The organism is Saliphagus sp. GCM10025334 (genome assembly GCF_042663485.1).
In the GTDB taxonomy this organism is placed as follows: domain Archaea; phylum Halobacteriota; class Halobacteria; order Halobacteriales; family Natrialbaceae; genus Natronosalvus.
Window position 1 is genome coordinate 1 of record NZ_JBHTAF010000005.1, and the last position, 16,104, is coordinate 16,104.

A 16,104-nucleotide genomic window follows, 5' to 3' on the forward strand; every position below is an offset into this window, starting at 1 on the left:
GCCACCACCTTCTCGAGCCACATCGCCCGCGTGAAATCGCTCGTCGAGTTCGCCAACGACATCGGCCGCCAACCCGTCCTGCTCGGGCGCTCGATGGAGAAGTACTCCGGCACCGCGGAACGACTCGGCTTCGTCGACTTCCCGGACAACCTGGGCATGTTTGGCTATCGAAGGTCGATCGATCAGTCGTTCGAACGGATCATGAACGATGGCAAGGAGGATTTCTTGCCCGTCGTCACCGGCCACCAGGGCGAACCCCGTGCGATGCTCACCCGGATGGCCCGCGGCGAGACCTCCTACGAACTGGACGACGGCGACAAGGTCGTCTTCTCCGCGCGCGTCATCCCCGAACCGACCAACGAGGGGCAACGCTACCAGGCCGAAAAACTGCTCGGCATGCAGGGTGCCCGCGTGTATTCCGACATTCACGTGTCGGGTCACCTCTGCCAGGAGGGCCACTACGCGATGCTCGACGCGCTTCAGCCCCAGCACATCATCCCCGCTCACCAGGATCTCAAGGGCTTCTCCGGGTACGTCGACCTCGCCTCGAATCAAGGATATGCACTCGGGCGCGATATTCACGTCACGTCGAACGGGAATATTATCCAGCTCGTTTGAATTGAAGCACAACCCACTCGGTTGAGTGGTTCTCTCTCAACGTATTTGCAGGCGATGATTGTATTGTGAGTTGACGCCAGTGTCTGTGGGGACACCTTCGACAGCGACCTTACTCGTCGTCCTGTGCTTTCTTCGCTTTGATGTCCTCGAGCTGGCCCAGGAGGTCGTCAGTCGAACCACCGGTTTCGACAGTGACCGTTCCCTCGTGTTCGTGCTCGTGTACGGTCACAGCAGCATCTTCGTCGTCCTCTGTATCCGTATTTTGATGCTGTTGCTCGGACTCATCGTAGCTTCCAAAACCCATAGTAACGAAGTGAGAGCCCAGCGGTATAGTTCCAGCGGTTCAATGCTCCCGTTATGAAAGGGTATCGACTATGAACGAAAATTACTTACGCATCACTAGAAAACTAGAACTCAGCTTCAGTGCGGCCAGGTTATCTTCACCGTTCGTAGCGAACCTCTCTCGAATCTGATCGACCGGGCCGCACATTTACTCGAGACCGCTCCGGGGAATCTCCGCTGGGCGGTACACGAAATACCGGACGGATACCACAATCACGACTTCAGAACGTGATCTTCCCTCACCGATTCCAGGATCGAGCAGGGAGTGACCAATCCAGACGTGAAAAGATACCTATGCCAACACCCGACTCCGACGAACGACTCCGAGCAATCGACTTCGAGGGACTCCCGAACAGTCTCACCGAGGATTCAGTAATCCTCGTCGCAAAACCCGCTCCACTAGATGAATACGCCGTATCGCTACGGATTTTGGATCGCTACACGTCTCCTGACGATCGTCGAATTGTCGTCACGACAGCGGTTTCTGCTGAGCGAACGATCCAGCAGCAGATGGCCCTCGCCTCACCAGAATCCGGTCGATTCGGGGTCATCGATGCGACCCCACAACATCAGCCTTCCGCTCCGTTCCAACGGTATCCAGTCGTCTCGTTACCCCACTCGGTCGAATTGACCCGCCTCGTACTCGCGCTCTGGGAGCTAGAAGCCTCGATGGCGAGTGGTAGCCAGCAGACCCACTTTGGTATTCGATCACTCACGCCGCTACTCGTAGACGAGGGCCTTGAACGTACCGTCAGTGTTCTCGAACACCTCATTGAGGACCGGTCTAACTCGGGGCTCGTCGTGCTCGGTCTCGAGTACACCAGACACGACGAGAACACGCTCTCTGCACTGCGAGCAATCGTCGATGGAATCGTCTGGGTCGAAGAGCGAACGGACGGGTCAATTTCGGCGGCGTACCGTCGGGTGCACGCGCAACTCGATGACGTTTGATCGCGCGTTCTACAAACTGCTGTACGTCTATTGGGACCTCATCTCACGGCGCCCTTGCAAGACGTATGCTCGAGACAACGGGGATTCGAACCAGTTCTCGTCTCACCACTCCACGAGCGCACGTCGTCCGTGGAACCGGACGAGAATAACGAGAAACGTCGTGACGCCGGTCAGCGCAAACGCACCGCCGACGTAGAAGACCGACGCCATACTCACCTCGACCATCAGCCAGCCACCGAGCAAGGGGGCGATCACGCTTCCCGGACGCCAGACGAGTTCGCGGATACCGAAACTCGAGGCGACACCGCCTTCCTCGGTGCCTTCGTCGGCGAACAACGCCATACTCGCCGGTTCACGAAAGCTATCGGCGATGCCGAGGAGTCCGGACAGGAAGACGAGCGGGAAAAACGCTGGCGACACCTCGCCAATGAGGACGAGCTGATCCCCGATCGAGTCGTACGGCAGCCAGGCAGGGAGCGTGCTCCCGGCGAGTACTGTGGGAATGGACACGACGAGTTCAGCGGGAAACCCGAGCCCTGTTCCCAGCCACGGTGAGAGCGGGACGACCAACGCGATGAGGCCGTAGGCCGCCCCACCTGCAAAGACGAACAGTGCCCGCCCGTATCCGTCCGAGAGCCGTCCAGTAAATGGCTGACAGCACATATTGGTGAACTTCTCGGCGACGACCGTCAGCGCGACGGCGAAGCCACCGTAGGCGAGTCCGCCTTCAGCAGCGGAGAGACCGGCGAAAATCGGTATCCACGTCCGAACGAGGGTTACAGCGAACGCGTACTGGAAGCGAAACGTCGAGAGCGTCAGAATGCGCCGATTGAGTGCCAGACCCGAAAACGGAAACCCTTCGATCCGCGTCTCGTCCGGGTCCAGGTACCAGAACGTTCCGACCCAGGCGACGACCATAATGCAGACGATGACGAGGAAGATCGGACCGAACCCGAACGCGTCGTAGAGCGTGCCCGCGCTGATGCTGCCGAGTATCGACGCCCCAAAGCTCGCCGCGTTTGCTTTTCCGATGTAGTTCGCTCGCGTTCCCACATCGGCAATCTGGCCGACGAGCGACAGCGTCATCAGACCAGTGCCCGTGACGGCGATACCCTGCAGCGCACGGATCGCGATGAAGGAAGCGCTCGAGTCGACGACCGGAAACAGCGCGTAGACGCCAACGCCGACGCCGAGGACGACGAGTAGGACGAGTCGTTTATCGAAGCGGTCACCCGCCCAGGCGAGCGGGACGACGGCGACGGTCTGTGCGAGGGTAAACCCGGTCGTATACAGTCCGATGATGAGACCGGCGCTAATCGTTATCCCGAGAATGGTCGTACTCGATGGATCGAGCGCGTTGATGTAGTACGGCAGCAGCGTGATGAGCGTGATGAAGCCGAATCCTTCCGCGAACCGTGTGAGATAGAGCACCCAAAATTGGGCTCGTTTGTCGTCCACACCCTGATTTTTGACGATCCGAGTAAAGACATTTCGATAATCGCAGGGTGTGCATTCCACCGATACGAGAACGGGGCTCGCGAGTACACGCCGTTGCCAGCACGTGGGAAGTGGGTAGGGGCTATCACGCGCTAGTCGAAGTGGTATCGATCGATGCCCGAAGAAGAACTCTTCAAAACGGAGGAATCGCGAACTCGAGGAGAGATTGCCGAGGCCCTTGCTGCTGTCGAACAGATCGAAACCGGCTCCGTTCACCGGGAGAGTGCGATGGAGGACGAGCACGTGACGATTCCCGATACGCCGACGCTCGAGGTCGAACGCGAGCGACTCACCGATTCTGAAACCGGCGAGCAGCGGTACGAACTCGAGTACGAGATTCGGTGGACCGAGTAACGCCGGCTCCACGGAATCTGGTCGTATGGGTAGCACACGCACACAGTTGCGGGCGGCTACTACAGCGATGCTAATGGAAAGGGAGAGGGGGCTCCACGAAGCGAATCCGTTGCCGGGATCTTCATCGAATGAATGACGACGTGAACCCTCCGTCAGTTACAGCGGCGAGTCGAGCGCAACCTTGACTCAGTGTCGAAATAACTATACATAACTGAGATACTGATTGTTTGTAAAATACTATGGCTCGGTGGTCCAGTCTTCGCATCACGTACGCTCTCGCAGTCGTCGTTATTCTCGCCCTGTTTGTCGCGCCTCTTTACCCGGGAATATTTGGAATGACGTCGACGTCCGGATTCGGCCAGCTTGTGATCGTGAACCTGATCGTGTGGCCGTACTGCGTCTTTCTCGCCGTTTTCTTCGGCGTATCGGGTGGGATATATCCCCTGCGCGTCTATCTCGGATTCGTCGTCGTGGGTGCCGCTGTTCTCGCTCTTGGTCTCGTCACCCCACACGTAGTGACGAGTAACGATCTACACTCCAACGGAGCGATCGTGCCTGTAGCGATCATCGCAGTGTGGTGAGCGATACTGGTTGGAATGGGCTATTTCGTCGGGTACGGGCTAGTCCATGGGGAAAGCTGACTCCGTGATACGGAGACGTTCCGACGCGGCGGTTACGTCCACACGCTCTCGAGAATCAAACGAAGTGAAGAACACGCGAGTTCGGCTATCTGATTCGCTCTGTCGAACCCCGCCATGGTGATAAAGAAATTTCAGGGGAACCGGAACGTCTCCAGATTCTTCGGCTGATAGGTCCTGACGTTGTAGTTCTGGTACAGTGCAGAAGAGAGTTGGTCCGTCGCCTGTTCGTCGCCGTGGACGCACAGAATCGTCTCCGGTCGTGGATTCATCTCGCCGACGTACTGCTCGAGTCCGGCTCGGTCGGCGTGGCCGGAGAAGCCGCTTACCGATTCGATACTGAGTTCGAGTGTCAGGCGATTCGCGCGATCTGCCTGTCCAGGGAGGGTGATTTCCACGTTTCCGCCCTGAATTCTGCGCCCGAGCGTCCCCTCGGCCTGATACCCGACGAACAGGAGGGTGTTCGCCGGATTCGGTCCGAGTAGTTCGAGCCAGGACATGATCGGGCCACCGGTCACCATCCCCGACGTCGAGAGGATTACGCAGGGCTCACTGCTCGCGATCGATTCACGCATCTCCTGTCCGCCGTCTACTTGCCGGAACTGGTCTGCGACGAACGGGTTCTCGTCTTCGTGTAAAATGCGCTGTTGTAGCCCATCTCTGAGGTACTCGGGGTACGCCGTGTGAATCGCGGTCGCCTCCCGAATCATCCCGTCCAGATAGACCGGCATCGTCGGAATCGTTCCCTCCCGCATCGCCTCCTCAAGGACCAACATGAGTTCCTGGGACCGACCGACCGCGAACGCGGGGATGACGACGATCCCGTCCTCCTCGTACGTCTCCCTGATGATTTCGTGGACCTTCGCTTCGCTCTCCTCGGTGTCCGTCTGATAGTCGCCACGGCGACCGTACGTCGACTCCATGACCATCGCCTCCGCACGGGGGAAGTTGTTCACAGCACCGTTGAACAGTCGCGTCGGCTCGTAGTGAACGTCACCCGAGAAGAGGATGTTGTAGAACCCGCTTCCGATGTGAAAGTGAGCGGACGCGCTTCCCAGAATGTGCCCCGCATTGTGCAGCGTCAGTTTGACGTCCGGCGCGATGTCGGTGACGTCGCCGTACTCGACCGGAATCGTGTGCTTGATCGCCTGTCGAACCTGCTCGCTCGAGTACGGCGGGGTTCGCCCTTCCTTCGAGGCCACGGTCAGGTAGTCGAGTTGCAACAGCCCCATCAGGTCCCGCGTCGGTTCCGTCGTGTAAATCGGCCCGTCGTATCCGTACTTGAACAACAGCGGAAGCAACGCGCTGTGGTCGAGGTGAGCGTGGGTCAGTACGACGGCGTCGATCCCCGTCAGCGGCATCGCCTCGGGGGCGTGCAAGTAGGGCACTTCTCCCTCGGCGCCGGGTTTGTCGCCGCAATCGATGAGAATCCGTGTATTCGGGGTGTGGAGCACGAAACTCGCGCGACCGACTTCGCGACAACAGCCCAGCGTCGTGATCCGCACCCACTCGAGGTCCTTCTCGGGCTCTCCGTGAATCTTCTCGCCGACTTTTGCGAGGAACTCGCGTCGTTCCCCGCGTTCCTGGGTCAAGAAGTTCCTGACGTTGGCGACGGTCGAGGACTCCATCGGCGGCGTTCGAACCACTTCCAGGTTCCAGCCGATTTCCCGGGTAATCTCGCGGAGGGTACTCCCTCGCTGTCCGATGACAAGCCCTGGCTTCTCGGCTTCGACGATCACCTCCCCGATCGTCGGATAGAACTCGAGTTCCTGAATCTGGGCCTCATCAGGAGCAATGTCACGGATCTTCGTCTCCGCTTCCGACGGGCTCGACTGGGCGCCCGGTGCTGGCCGTATCGTCACCCGTTTTCGAAGCGACCGTGCGAGGTCCCCGATGAGGTCGCTGTTTTCAGCGAACTTGCGAGGGGTCTCGGTGTAGATGACGAGGTCTGGGCCTTCGTACTGGACTTCGGTGACGTCCAGATGTGAGGGCACTTGCGTGACAATGCGTTCGTGTAAGTCTGAGTGGGTCGTATCGTCGCTCATAGGGGAGAGGATCGCTGTCTCGTCGCAATGTGACCGAGATCCACTGGTGTGGTCTACGGCAGCGGCGTACTCGGTATCGACGGGCCAACTGGCCGAAATTGCCAGGAAGAATCGGTCAATCGAGTACCGAACGCCCGGTCACCGCCGTCGAGAGACGCGATGAACTGCTACTATTGACTTCGTAACGAGTGTTAAAAACCTTGCTACTGTGGCAGCGCCGGACTCCGTCGACTATCGAGTTAGGACCACTCACGGACTGTAGTTGGGCGACTGGGCTTCGATCGTCTCGGCGACGTTCTCGAGTTGTTCCCCGATGGTCGCGACCAGGTCGTCGAGCGTGACGATCCCCGTTAACGATCCGTTTTCGTCGACGACCGGGAAGCGGCGGACGTTGTGCTCGTCGATCGCTCGCGAAATTTCGATCGCCTCTTCGTCTTCCCGGATTGTGGCTGGGTCCTCCGCCATGACTTCCTCGACCGAGAGGTCCGCGACGTCGTCGTTTTGATGGATCGCGAGCGCGGCGTCGCGGTCGGTGACGATTCCGACGGGGGAGTTGTCCTCCGTGACGACGACGGCACCGACGCCTTCGGAGTCGAGTTTCTCCGTTACGTCTGCCAGCGTGCTGTCTCTGCTCTCCGTGATCACTTCGTCCGGACCGAGGTCTCCGACTGGCATGGTTCGAACGAACGTACCACCGATTTGTGCTTCAACGTGGGGCCTTCAAGTGAAGAGTGTCGTGGAGCTACACGCAGTCGAGCGAAGCGGCACGACGTGAATGGCCCAAAGCGCGATACCGCGGCGTAGCGCATCAACCGGAATAGTGCGACGAAAATCCGTGCCTCGAGCGCGGTTTGATCGGGTTTCGATCGCGTTCCGACGGTGGCCCAATCGCGACCCGAACGTCGCTCAGGCCAGCCACTCCTCGGGTTTCGTGTCGTAATCGACGTCGTCGGCGGTGAGGTGCTCGACGGCTTCCCAGGGCATGTCCCTGACGGTCACCTCTTCACCATCGTATCGGATGCGCTTGCCCACCTCCTGAGCTTCCGGCTCCCGGTTGCGCCGCCTGGCCACCTCCACGTCGTGGTCGTCCACTTCCTTGACGATCGTCAGCAGGTTCACGGGACGGCCCCACAGCTCGAACACGCGCTCGAGCGTGGCTGTCGCCTGCGGGATGTCGAGCATCACGCCGTTGTACCGGTGGCCCAGCAGGAGTTCGTTCGCGTTGTCGTAGTTGCCGTCGTAGACGGCGATACTGGGTTTGCCGAAGTTGGTGAACTGCAACAGGAGTTTTTTCTTGACGTCCTCGGCATCGACGCTCGAGACGTGGAACTGGCCGGTCGCCCGGGAGTGCTCGTAGGTGAAGTAGTCGTTCGCGGTGATGAACTCCTGGGTCAGGAAGGCATCGAGAAAGGTGACGTCGTTGTGGCTCTCGCGGACGTCCAGCATTCGGTCCCAGCCGGCGCTGCAGTCGACGTCCGCGAGCGCCTCCTCGACCGACCCGTAGCGGGCGTCGTCGAACAAGTAGCGGCCGATCGACTCGAGGTCGTTCTGGCTGACGCGAGCCAGGAAGCCGCGGTTCTGGGGTTTCACGAGCGAGTAGTGGCGCCGGGCGAGTCCCTCGTGGGACAGTACCTTCCACGGGTAGCGATCGACGTCGATCTCGCCGTCGCGAGCAGCCTCGACCGCCTCCTGGTCGACCCAGGACGCGGGGACGTCCTCGAGCGCGTCGAGTGAGTCGCTGGTGATCGAAGCGATTGCGGACGGTGGCTCGAGTACCTCGAGCACGTCCTCGAAGTCGACGACGTCTGCGAGGTTGCGCCAGGAGATGCCCTCCACGCGGAGCAGGTGCTCGAGTACCTCCCGTCGGTTCGTCGTGTTCTCGACGTACTCCCACAGGGCCATGCCCAGGCTGTAGGGGTTGAGCCCCGGCGAGGCGAGCACCTTCGCCATGTGGTCGGCGTAGTTGAGGAACTCGTTGTCGCCGGCGAAGCCCTCGTCGGTCATCATCGTCGACTCCCAGTAGGCCGCCCACCCCTCGTTCATGATCTTCGTCATCTTCTGAGCGGCGAAGTAGTACGCCTCGGTGCGCATCATGTCGAGGACGTCGCGCTGCCAGGGTTCCATCTCGCGGGCCTTCCCCGACTCCTGGTCGTACTGCTTGCCGTACTCGCGGACGAACGCGAGCACGTCGGACTGCGGTTCGCTCGGAAATTCGGCGCCCGCATCCGAATCTTCGAGTCCCGCCAGCCACTCGTCGTCGAAGACCTCGCCTCTCACCTCGTCGGAGAGCCCCAACTGGTCGAGCTTTTCGGCGAGGTCGTCGTCGAGGCCCTCCTCGGGGCCGTCCATCTCGAGACGACGCTCGAAGACCGCGTGCTGGTCGATCGTGTCCTCCAGGACGAGCGCGTTGTCGATCCACTTCTCGACCTCGGCGCGGTCGATCTCGGGGTCGGTCATGTAGTCAGCGATGGCCCGGGCGTGGCGCTCGAGCGTGGCGGCGGCGTTGACGTCGCCGTCGCCTGCCTCCCCCGTGAAGAGGCCGAACCACTCGTTGTTCGCGAAGAAGTCCGAGTGGGCCTCGACGTGGGTAATGACGGCCTTCTGGTCGGCCGTCGTGTTCGACTCCTGGAGGAAGGCGTGGGCCGGGTTGTCGTTGTTGACGATCTCGAATGCCTTCCCGCCGCCGTACTGCCCCTGCTTTTGCTGGCGGTCGTACTGCATGCCCCAGCGCCAGTGGGGATAGCGCGACTGGAAGCCCCCGTAGGCGATGAGTTCGTTCATCTCGTCGTAGTCGACGATCCAGTACTTCACCGGGTAGGGCTCGAGGCCGAGCTTCTGCGCGAGGTTGCGCGCCTCGCGGACGGGTTCCTCGAGGTCGGCGGCGATCGCTTGCTTGTGGAATCGATCCGAATTACTCATGAAATCCACCTCGTGGATTTCGTGCGTTCGAAACGCAGCGCGTGTGTTTCGTTACTCATTTGAATCACCCGCTTCGGTGCTGAGGATGCGGTAGATCGCGTCGGTGACGTCCTCCTCACTGTTGACGTACGCGACCGCGACGTCGTCGGTGTCGCCGAAGTGGCGCTCGAGTTCCTCGGCGTGAGTCGCGTTGATGGCGTTGCCGCTGGGCTGGGTCTCCACGTAAGCGTGGAGGTTCGCCGGAATCGACTCCATCAGCGGGATGACACCCTCCTCGGTGTCGTTGCTCGAGTTCTCGGAGTCGCCGGCGGCGAAGACGTAGCGGTTCCAGTCGCTCCAGGGGTACTCCTCGAGGAGTTCCTGGGCGAGTTCGTACGCGCTCGAGATGCGGGTTCCCCCACCGGAGCGGATGCCGAAGAACTCCTCGCGTTCGACCTCCCAGGCGTCGGCGTCGTGGGCGATGTAGACGAACTCGGCGTTGTCGTACTTCCCGGTGAGGTACCAGTCGAGCGGCGTAAAGGTTCGTTCGACCAGTTCCCGTTTCTTCTCACGCATCGATCCCGAGACGTCCCGGATGTTGACGACGACGACGTTCTTCTCTTTCTCCTCGATGATCTCGGGGAAGCGATAGCGTTCGTCCTCGCGTCGGAACGGGACGTGTTTGATGCCGTCCCGTCGAATCTGCTCGTGGATCGTCTCGCGCTCGACGTTGGCTTCGACCTCCTCGATGGAGGCCCACTTCCCGCGGTCGTCGGCTGCCTCGGCGTGGGCGTCCTCGATCCAGGCCATCGAGACGGGGAGGTTCTCGCCGCGGGCCCACTCGAAGACCTCCCGCGGGGTGATCCCCTCGACCTTGCAGACTTCACGGACGAACTCCTCGTCGAAGTCCATCGTCAGCTTCCGCTTGAGTCCCTCCTTGAACATGCGCTCGAAGTCGAGCGTGCTATCCGGACCGGATCGCGTGAGGTCCGTGTACGGCCCCTCTTTCTCCTCGATGACGCGCTTGCCCTTCGGCTCTAAGTCCAGGCCGAGTTCCTCGTCGAGTTCCTGGGCGAACTCCTCGGGGTCCATCTCGTAGTACTCGTGCTCACCGCCTTCCTCGCCTGGCTCGCCCTCCTCGCCGTCGTCGCCATCGCCAGGCTGGGGCTGTGGCTGACCGACCGGCTGGCCCACGTCCGGTGTGCCGCCGTCGCCCTGCCCGACGCCGCCCTGGTCGCGCTGATCGTACTCGAATCCCGGCAGGGAGACGATCTTGATCGGGATCTGGATGTCGTTTCGTCCGCCGCCGCTCAGGTCGCCGTACTGGATGAATTCCGAGAGGTCTTCGCGGCGCTCTTCGCCCACTTCGCGGAATCGGTCGAGGTCGTCTCTCAGTCCCATCGGTAACTCACCTGCCCCATGACGTGTCTGCTGGTCAACTCGGCCGACGCCGGGGAGTACTCGAAGTCCGCGACCAGGCGCTCGAGCGTCGCCTCCTTGACGGCCTCGGTCTCGGTGCCACTCGGGGGGTCGTCCCACTGGTGGGGGTCGAGGTCCTCGAAGGTCCGCCTGACGTCGTCCCAGTCGTGGCTCTCGAGGACGGACCTGATGACGGGGATCGACGTCAGGTCGACGTCCGATACCGAGAAGTCCTCGTTGCGCTGTTCCCACGCGTGACGGTTGAGCGCGGTGATGACCTTCTCGCGGCGGAACTCCCTGACGATCTCCCGCGGCAGGTTCGACTCGTAGGCCTCCTCGGAGAATCGGCCGAGGTGTTCGACCTCGAAGAGTTTCATCTTCAGCGGGTCGGGGTCGATCTCCTCGCCGCGGTCGTTGTACAGCGCTTCGTCGGTCTCCCAGGCGTAGACGTGCTCGACGTACTCGGCGACGGTCGCCTCGTCGACGCGCTGGTCCTGCATGATGGCCTCGATGACGTCCGACTCCTGCTGGTCGTAGACGTAGTTCTTCACGGGGACGACCCGGTTCTCGAACTCCGAGCGCTCGCCCGTCGAGAACACCGGGGCGTCGGCCAGCCCTTCGGCCATCGCGTTCAACACGTCTCGCGGCATGACCACGTCCGCCACCGGGAGGTCGGGGTGGTGGCGGTCCGCCTCGTGCTGGAGGAGTTCGGCCAGCGTATCGCGGGTGTACGTCACCGGAATGCCGTGCTCCCCGTCGTGGCTGTGCTCGTCGAACTCGAACTCGTCCTTGTCCCGGCGGGTGTCCCCCTCCTGCAGGTACCCCCGGTCGTAGAGCAGCGCCTTGTCGATCAGGTCGAGTCCAGAGGGCGTTCCGTCCTCGTCGAGGCGGGTGACGACTGCGTAGAGGGCCGCCGCCTCGAGCGCGTGCGGAGCGAACTCGCGTTCCCGGAACTCGCCGTCGCTCTCCTTGACCGTGATGGTGATCGGCGCCCTGATCTTCTCGGCCACGTCGTCGTAGTCCTCGGCCTCCCAGATGGTCGTCTCGCCGGTGAGTTCCCGGCGGATCAACTCGGTCTCGAGGCTCAGGTTCGTCAGGTAGCCGAACTCGTGTTTGTCGAGACGGCGCTTGAGCGCCTTCAGCGGGTCCATCCCGTTTCGGTCGGCGTGCTGGTTGAGCTGGGCCTCCAGGTCGGGGTTCGAGATGATGAGCATCTGGGTATCGACGTCCATCGCGATGCCCTTGTCGAGTTTCACCGATCGCTCGTCGGGTACGTTGAGCAGCTTCTGGAGCAAGTCGGCGTGCTGGGCGGCGTCCTCGACCACCGTCAGGACGCCGTTGCCCTGCGAGAGGACGCCGTCGTAGCTGAACGCCTGCGGGTTCTTCCGGCCGCGGGAGTCGAGTTCCTGGAGCATCCCGTGCATCCACGACCCCACCAGCCGTTCCTTCGGGCGACCGTCGTCCTCCGCGTGGAGGACGCCGATTCCCGAGCCGACGTCGACGACGTAGTTCTTCACCCGGAGGTGACTCTCGTCGGTGATCGCTGAGAACAGCCCCTCGGTGCCGCGGCGGCGGTACTGCTCCTCGAGGTAGTCGTAGGCCTCCCTGGAGAACGGGTCGAGTCGAGTGTCGATCGAAATCGGGACGTGGTCGTCGAGTCTGTCGTTCAGCGTCGCGAGCAGCTCTTCCCGGACCGGCTCGGGGAAGACGGCCAGCGGGTGGACCTGGACCGGGCTCTCGTACCAGTGGTCGTCGTCGGACGGCGCGGGATTGCCGCCGTAGCTCAGTCCCCGCTCGTCCGGGTCGGTCGCGTCGACGTTCCACTCGAGGGTGTAGCGGCGACCCGCGGGCGTCTTCGAGTACTCGCGAAGTCCGTTGACCAGACAGCGCTTGAGTTCGGATTTCCCGGTCGCCGTCGGCCCCTCGAACCAGATGATCTTCTCGTCTTTCGCCCGGCCCGCGGCGATCGACTGCAGGTCGTCGACGAACTCGTTGAGCACCTCGGTGTTGCCGAGAATCGCGTGCTCGCCGTCGTTTCCGGGGTCGTCGAAGAAGCGATACCGCCGCTTCTCTTCTCCCTCTTCGATCACCTCTCGAGTTCCGCTGGCCTCGATGGCCTCGAGCAGGTACTTCGAGGCGTGGGACGCCGTCGACGGCGTCTCGAAGATCCGGTCGACGTACGCCGCGAGGCTCATCGGCTCCTCGTAGGTCTCCTCGAGCGTGCGGTCGGCCGCGTCGACGTAATCGGTGCCACGCATGTTAGTCCTCGATTTCGGCTTTGGCGACCTCCGCGCCAGCGAACTCGAGCACCTCCTTCGCGCCGGCTTCGGAGTAGCCCTGTTCCATCAGGGCGTCGATCCAGGCGCTGCGCTCGTCGTCGTCGAACTCGTTGGCACTCACCAGCGCGGAGAAGTTGATGTTGTGCTTCTTGTCCTCCCAGAGCTTGCGCTCGAGGGCGCGGCGCAGGCGCTCGTTGTCCTGCGGGTTGAACGTGTCGCCTTCGCGGGCACGCCGGGAGACCCAGTTCGACACTTCCTGGCGGAAGTCGTTCTTGCGATCCTCAGGTACGTTGAGTTTCTCCTCGACCGAGCGCAGGAACGTCTCGTCGGGCTCTTGCTCCCGACCCGTCAGCGAGTCCTCGATGGTGTCGTCGTCGATGTAGGCCATGACGTGATCCATGTACTTCTCGCCCTGGCGCTGGATCTCGTCGACGTCGTAGGCCAGCGCATGGCGGACGTCCTCGATGGCGCGCTCGCGGTACTCCTCGCGAACCATCTCGAGGTAGCGGTAGTAGCGCTCGAAATTCTCTTCCGGGATCGAGCCGTGGTGCTCGAGGTTCTCCTCGAAGAAGTTGAACACCGTCAGCGGCGAGAGGAATCCCCGCGAACGGTGTTTCGAATCCATGATCGCCTCGGCGATCTCGTCGCCGATGAACCGCGGGGAGACGCCGACCATCCCCTCGCCGATCTCGGCTTTCCGGGCGGCTTCCTCGCGGAGCTTTTTGACGTCCAGGTCGTCACCCTCGTCGATCTCGCCGTTGTAGGCCTTCGCCTTCGAGAGCAGGTCGACTGTCTCGGTGTCTGGCTCTTCGATCCGGGTGAGGACGCCGAACAGCCCCGCCATCTCGAGGGTGTGGGGCTCGACGTTGATGTCGGGGACGTCGGCGTTGGCGAGCATCTTGTCGTAGATCTGGGACTCCTGTTCGTAGGAGAGGACGTACGGGAAGTCGATGCGCTTGGTCCGGTCGTTGAACGCCTCCATCTTCTCGTCGCCCTTCTTGTCCTTGTACTCGGGCATGTTCGTCCGGCCGACGATCACCTGATCGATGTCGATCCGGGGGTTGTTCTTCGGCTTGATCGTCATCTCCTGGGTGGCGTGCAGAAAGTCGTAGAGGAACTCCCGTTGGAGCTTCAGAAGTTCTTCGCCGGAGAAGATGCCGCGGTTGGCGTTACAGAACGCCCCCGAGTAGTCGAACGCGCGCGGATCGGACTCGCCGTAGATGGCGATCTTCGAGTAGTTGACGTCGCCGGTCAGTTCGGTCTCGTCCTGGTTCTTCTTGTCCTTCGGCTCAAACGTCTCGAGACACTGGCGCTTGTTTTCGTCGGCGACGAGGCGAACGATGTCGACGTGGTTCGCCAGCACCTGCTGGAGGTCGTCGTCGTAGTGAGCGAGCAGTTTGTCCATGTAGAACTCGCTCTCGGGGTCGAGGCTCTGCTCGTTGCGGATCGTGTACGGCGCGTCGAGTCGCTCGTTCAGGTCGTCGATCACCGTCTGGCGCTGCTCGAGGGGCAGGAGGACGAGGGGGTCCTGGTTCATCGGCGAGCGGACCGTGTCGTCGGTCGGGTCCTGGTCGCGGATCACGTCGCCGAGGTTGGTCCAGCGGAAGGTGTACATTCGACCCTCCTCGCGGAGCGTGTAGTCCTCGAAGTACTTGCGCACCTGTTTGTCGAAGTGCGATTTCCCGGAGCCGACCGGGCCGAGCAGGAGTTTGATCCGACGTTCCGGGCCCAGTCGTCGGGCCCCAGACTTGACCTTGTTGACGAATTCGTGGATCGACTGGTGGATGACGGTCCCGTAGAACGTGTTCTCGCCGTCACCCAGCGGATCCTCGCTCGCGAGGCGGTACTCGACGACGCCTTCGGTCTCGTCGTAGGACGTGCCGTAGAAGTCGAACATGTCCGCGACGCGCTGGTGGGCGTTTCGCGTGATCTTCGGGTCCTCGTAGCACGCCTCGAGGTACCAGTCGAAGGATCGCGTCTCCCGAAGGTCTTCGGGGACGGATGCTTTGTAATCGCTGCTCAGCGTCTCGAGAGTTTCGATGTCACTAGTCATGGATTGTGTTGGGCTGGGAACCACGGGCGGGTCCGTCTGCACCGATTCGGTTCACGTTTCGATCGGTTCGACCGGGCGACCGAAACCGGCGGTCGGCACTCGGGTTCGGACTCGATCGTCGGTCGCCACCCGGGTGACGACAGCGCCTCGATCCGTCGAGACGCGCCGCTCTCGGTACTGGCCGGGTGGGCGAAGTCGCGTGGGCGGCGTTCGCAGGGATTGTCATGTGTGAACCTTCACCACTCCGCCGACGCGGCGACTCGTTCATCGCCTGCGTCGACAGTGCACCGTGTGAAGTGAATCGATCCGTCGGTCGGATATCGATAGTGTTTAATGAGTGTGTATTCGGGACACTTAAGCATAGCCCCAAAAGATATTTACCAGGACCTTTTTCCGGCAATTCTATTCACGAACGATTGTATGTTGACACGCAACATGGTCAGATAATGCTGCGCCGTATATAAGTAAAGAGGCGCCAGTGAGCCGATTTTGCTCGCGCGCACGCTTCGATATCGCCCTCTCGAGCCCGTGTCAGAGCACCGGCCGGTGTCAGTACCGCTTTAGGGCTCGTATGCGTACACCGAGACAATGAGCGACTTCGCGGACCTCCCCGAGGGCTGGGTCGTCTGGAGCGACCAGGACGACGGTCGAGTCGTCCTCGCCTATCGACCCGACGTGTTCGACGCCGACGAGTATCCGGCGGCGTGTCTCCCGACGCTGTATCTCACTCACGGCCGCCGGTCGCGCCGTCCGGGTGTCAACCCGGGCGACCGGTCTGCCGAACGCGACTGGCACGTCACCCTCTACCTCGAGCCGGAGGTCCACCTCCGGGAGACCAACCGATTTCCGACGAGGGGAGAGGCCGTCGACTGCACGCTTGACCTCGCCGAGCGCTTCGCTACGGGCGAAATCGACTTCCGCGAACTGTATCAGGTGCCTCGCGAGCGGTATCTCGACGCGCTCGAGGAGTTGACTGGCGACGGTGACGGCGACTGATCGGTCCGCCAGCG

The 16,104-nt window shown here is 61.8% G+C and carries 12 protein-coding genes and 1 pseudogene; 5 read left to right on the plus strand and 8 right to left on the minus strand.

The features are described 5' to 3' along the window. Positions 1–618: pseudogene (locus ACFQO4_RS17095) on the plus strand (ribonuclease J); the annotation flags it as partial. Between the two features lie 109 nt (positions 619–727). Here ACFQO4_RS17095 and ACFQO4_RS17100 read toward each other — a convergent pair. Next, positions 728–922, minus strand: coding sequence for a DUF5786 family protein (locus tag ACFQO4_RS17100; protein ID WP_500262068.1), 195 nt, complete (start codon positions 920–922; stop codon positions 728–730). 332 nt (positions 923–1,254) lie between these two features. Here ACFQO4_RS17100 and ACFQO4_RS17105 point away from each other — a divergent pair, with 332 nt between their 5' ends. Further along, a complete protein-coding gene (locus ACFQO4_RS17105) occupies positions 1,255–1,911 on the plus strand; it encodes a DUF7504 family protein (RefSeq protein WP_500262069.1) in 657 nt (218 codons plus the stop codon). Positions 1,912–2,013: 102 nt separating this feature from the next. Here the strand turns inward: ACFQO4_RS17105 and ACFQO4_RS17110 are convergent, their stop codons facing one another. Further along, positions 2,014–3,369 carry an MFS transporter gene (locus ACFQO4_RS17110; RefSeq protein WP_500262070.1) on the minus strand — a complete coding sequence of 452 codons (1,356 nt, stop codon included), beginning with the start codon at positions 3,367–3,369 and terminating at the stop codon, positions 2,014–2,016. Positions 3,370–3,522: 153 nt separating this feature from the next. Here ACFQO4_RS17110 and ACFQO4_RS17115 point away from each other — a divergent pair, with 153 nt between their 5' ends. Both ACFQO4_RS17115 and ACFQO4_RS17120 read left to right on the plus strand, forming a co-directional pair. Continuing rightward, the gene (locus ACFQO4_RS17115) at positions 3,523–3,762 is read left to right on the plus strand and encodes an amphi-Trp domain-containing protein (RefSeq protein WP_500262071.1); all 240 of its coding nucleotides are present in this window, start codon (positions 3,523–3,525) and stop codon (positions 3,760–3,762) included. Positions 3,763–4,097: 335 nt separating this feature from the next. Continuing rightward, the gene (locus ACFQO4_RS17120) at positions 4,098–4,343 is read left to right on the plus strand and encodes a hypothetical protein (protein WP_500262072.1); all 246 of its coding nucleotides are present in this window, start codon (positions 4,098–4,100) and stop codon (positions 4,341–4,343) included. 191 nt (positions 4,344–4,534) lie between these two features. On the opposite strand, the gene ACFQO4_RS17125 is transcribed toward ACFQO4_RS17120, so the two are convergent. From ACFQO4_RS17125 to ACFQO4_RS17150, 6 genes are all read right to left on the minus strand, one after another. After that, positions 4,535–6,445 (minus strand): beta-CASP ribonuclease aCPSF1, encoded by a 1,911-nt coding sequence (locus tag ACFQO4_RS17125; protein WP_500262073.1) that lies wholly within the window; start codon positions 6,443–6,445, stop codon positions 4,535–4,537. A 249-nt stretch (positions 6,446–6,694) separates the two neighbouring features. After that, positions 6,695–7,120 (minus strand): CBS domain-containing protein, encoded by a 426-nt coding sequence (locus tag ACFQO4_RS17130; RefSeq protein WP_500262074.1) that lies wholly within the window; start codon positions 7,118–7,120, stop codon positions 6,695–6,697. A gap of 231 nt (positions 7,121–7,351) precedes the next feature. Further along, positions 7,352–9,364, minus strand: a complete 2,013-nt coding sequence (locus ACFQO4_RS17135; protein WP_500262075.1) for a SpoVR family protein — start codon at positions 9,362–9,364, stop codon at positions 7,352–7,354. Positions 9,365–9,415: 51 nt separating this feature from the next. Beyond that, complete coding sequence (locus ACFQO4_RS17140) at positions 9,416–10,744, minus strand: YeaH/YhbH family protein (RefSeq protein ID WP_500262076.1); 1,329 nt, start codon at positions 10,742–10,744, stop codon at positions 9,416–9,418. Beyond that, positions 10,735–13,020, minus strand: coding sequence for a PrkA family serine protein kinase (locus tag ACFQO4_RS17145; RefSeq protein ID WP_500262077.1), 2,286 nt, complete (start codon positions 13,018–13,020; stop codon positions 10,735–10,737). The genes ACFQO4_RS17140 and ACFQO4_RS17145 overlap by 10 nt, the downstream gene beginning before the upstream one ends. Position 13,021: 1 nt before the next feature. Continuing rightward, entirely contained in the window at positions 13,022–15,094 is a 2,073-nt protein-coding gene (locus ACFQO4_RS17150) for a PrkA family serine protein kinase (protein WP_500262078.1), read from the minus strand. 588 nt (positions 15,095–15,682) lie between these two features. On the opposite strand from ACFQO4_RS17150, the gene ACFQO4_RS17155 reads away from it, so the two are divergent. Beyond that, positions 15,683–16,090 carry a DUF5820 family protein gene (locus tag ACFQO4_RS17155; protein ID WP_500262079.1) on the plus strand — a complete coding sequence of 136 codons (408 nt, stop codon included), beginning with the start codon at positions 15,683–15,685 and terminating at the stop codon, positions 16,088–16,090. The last annotated feature ends 14 nt before the right edge of the window (positions 16,091–16,104 follow it).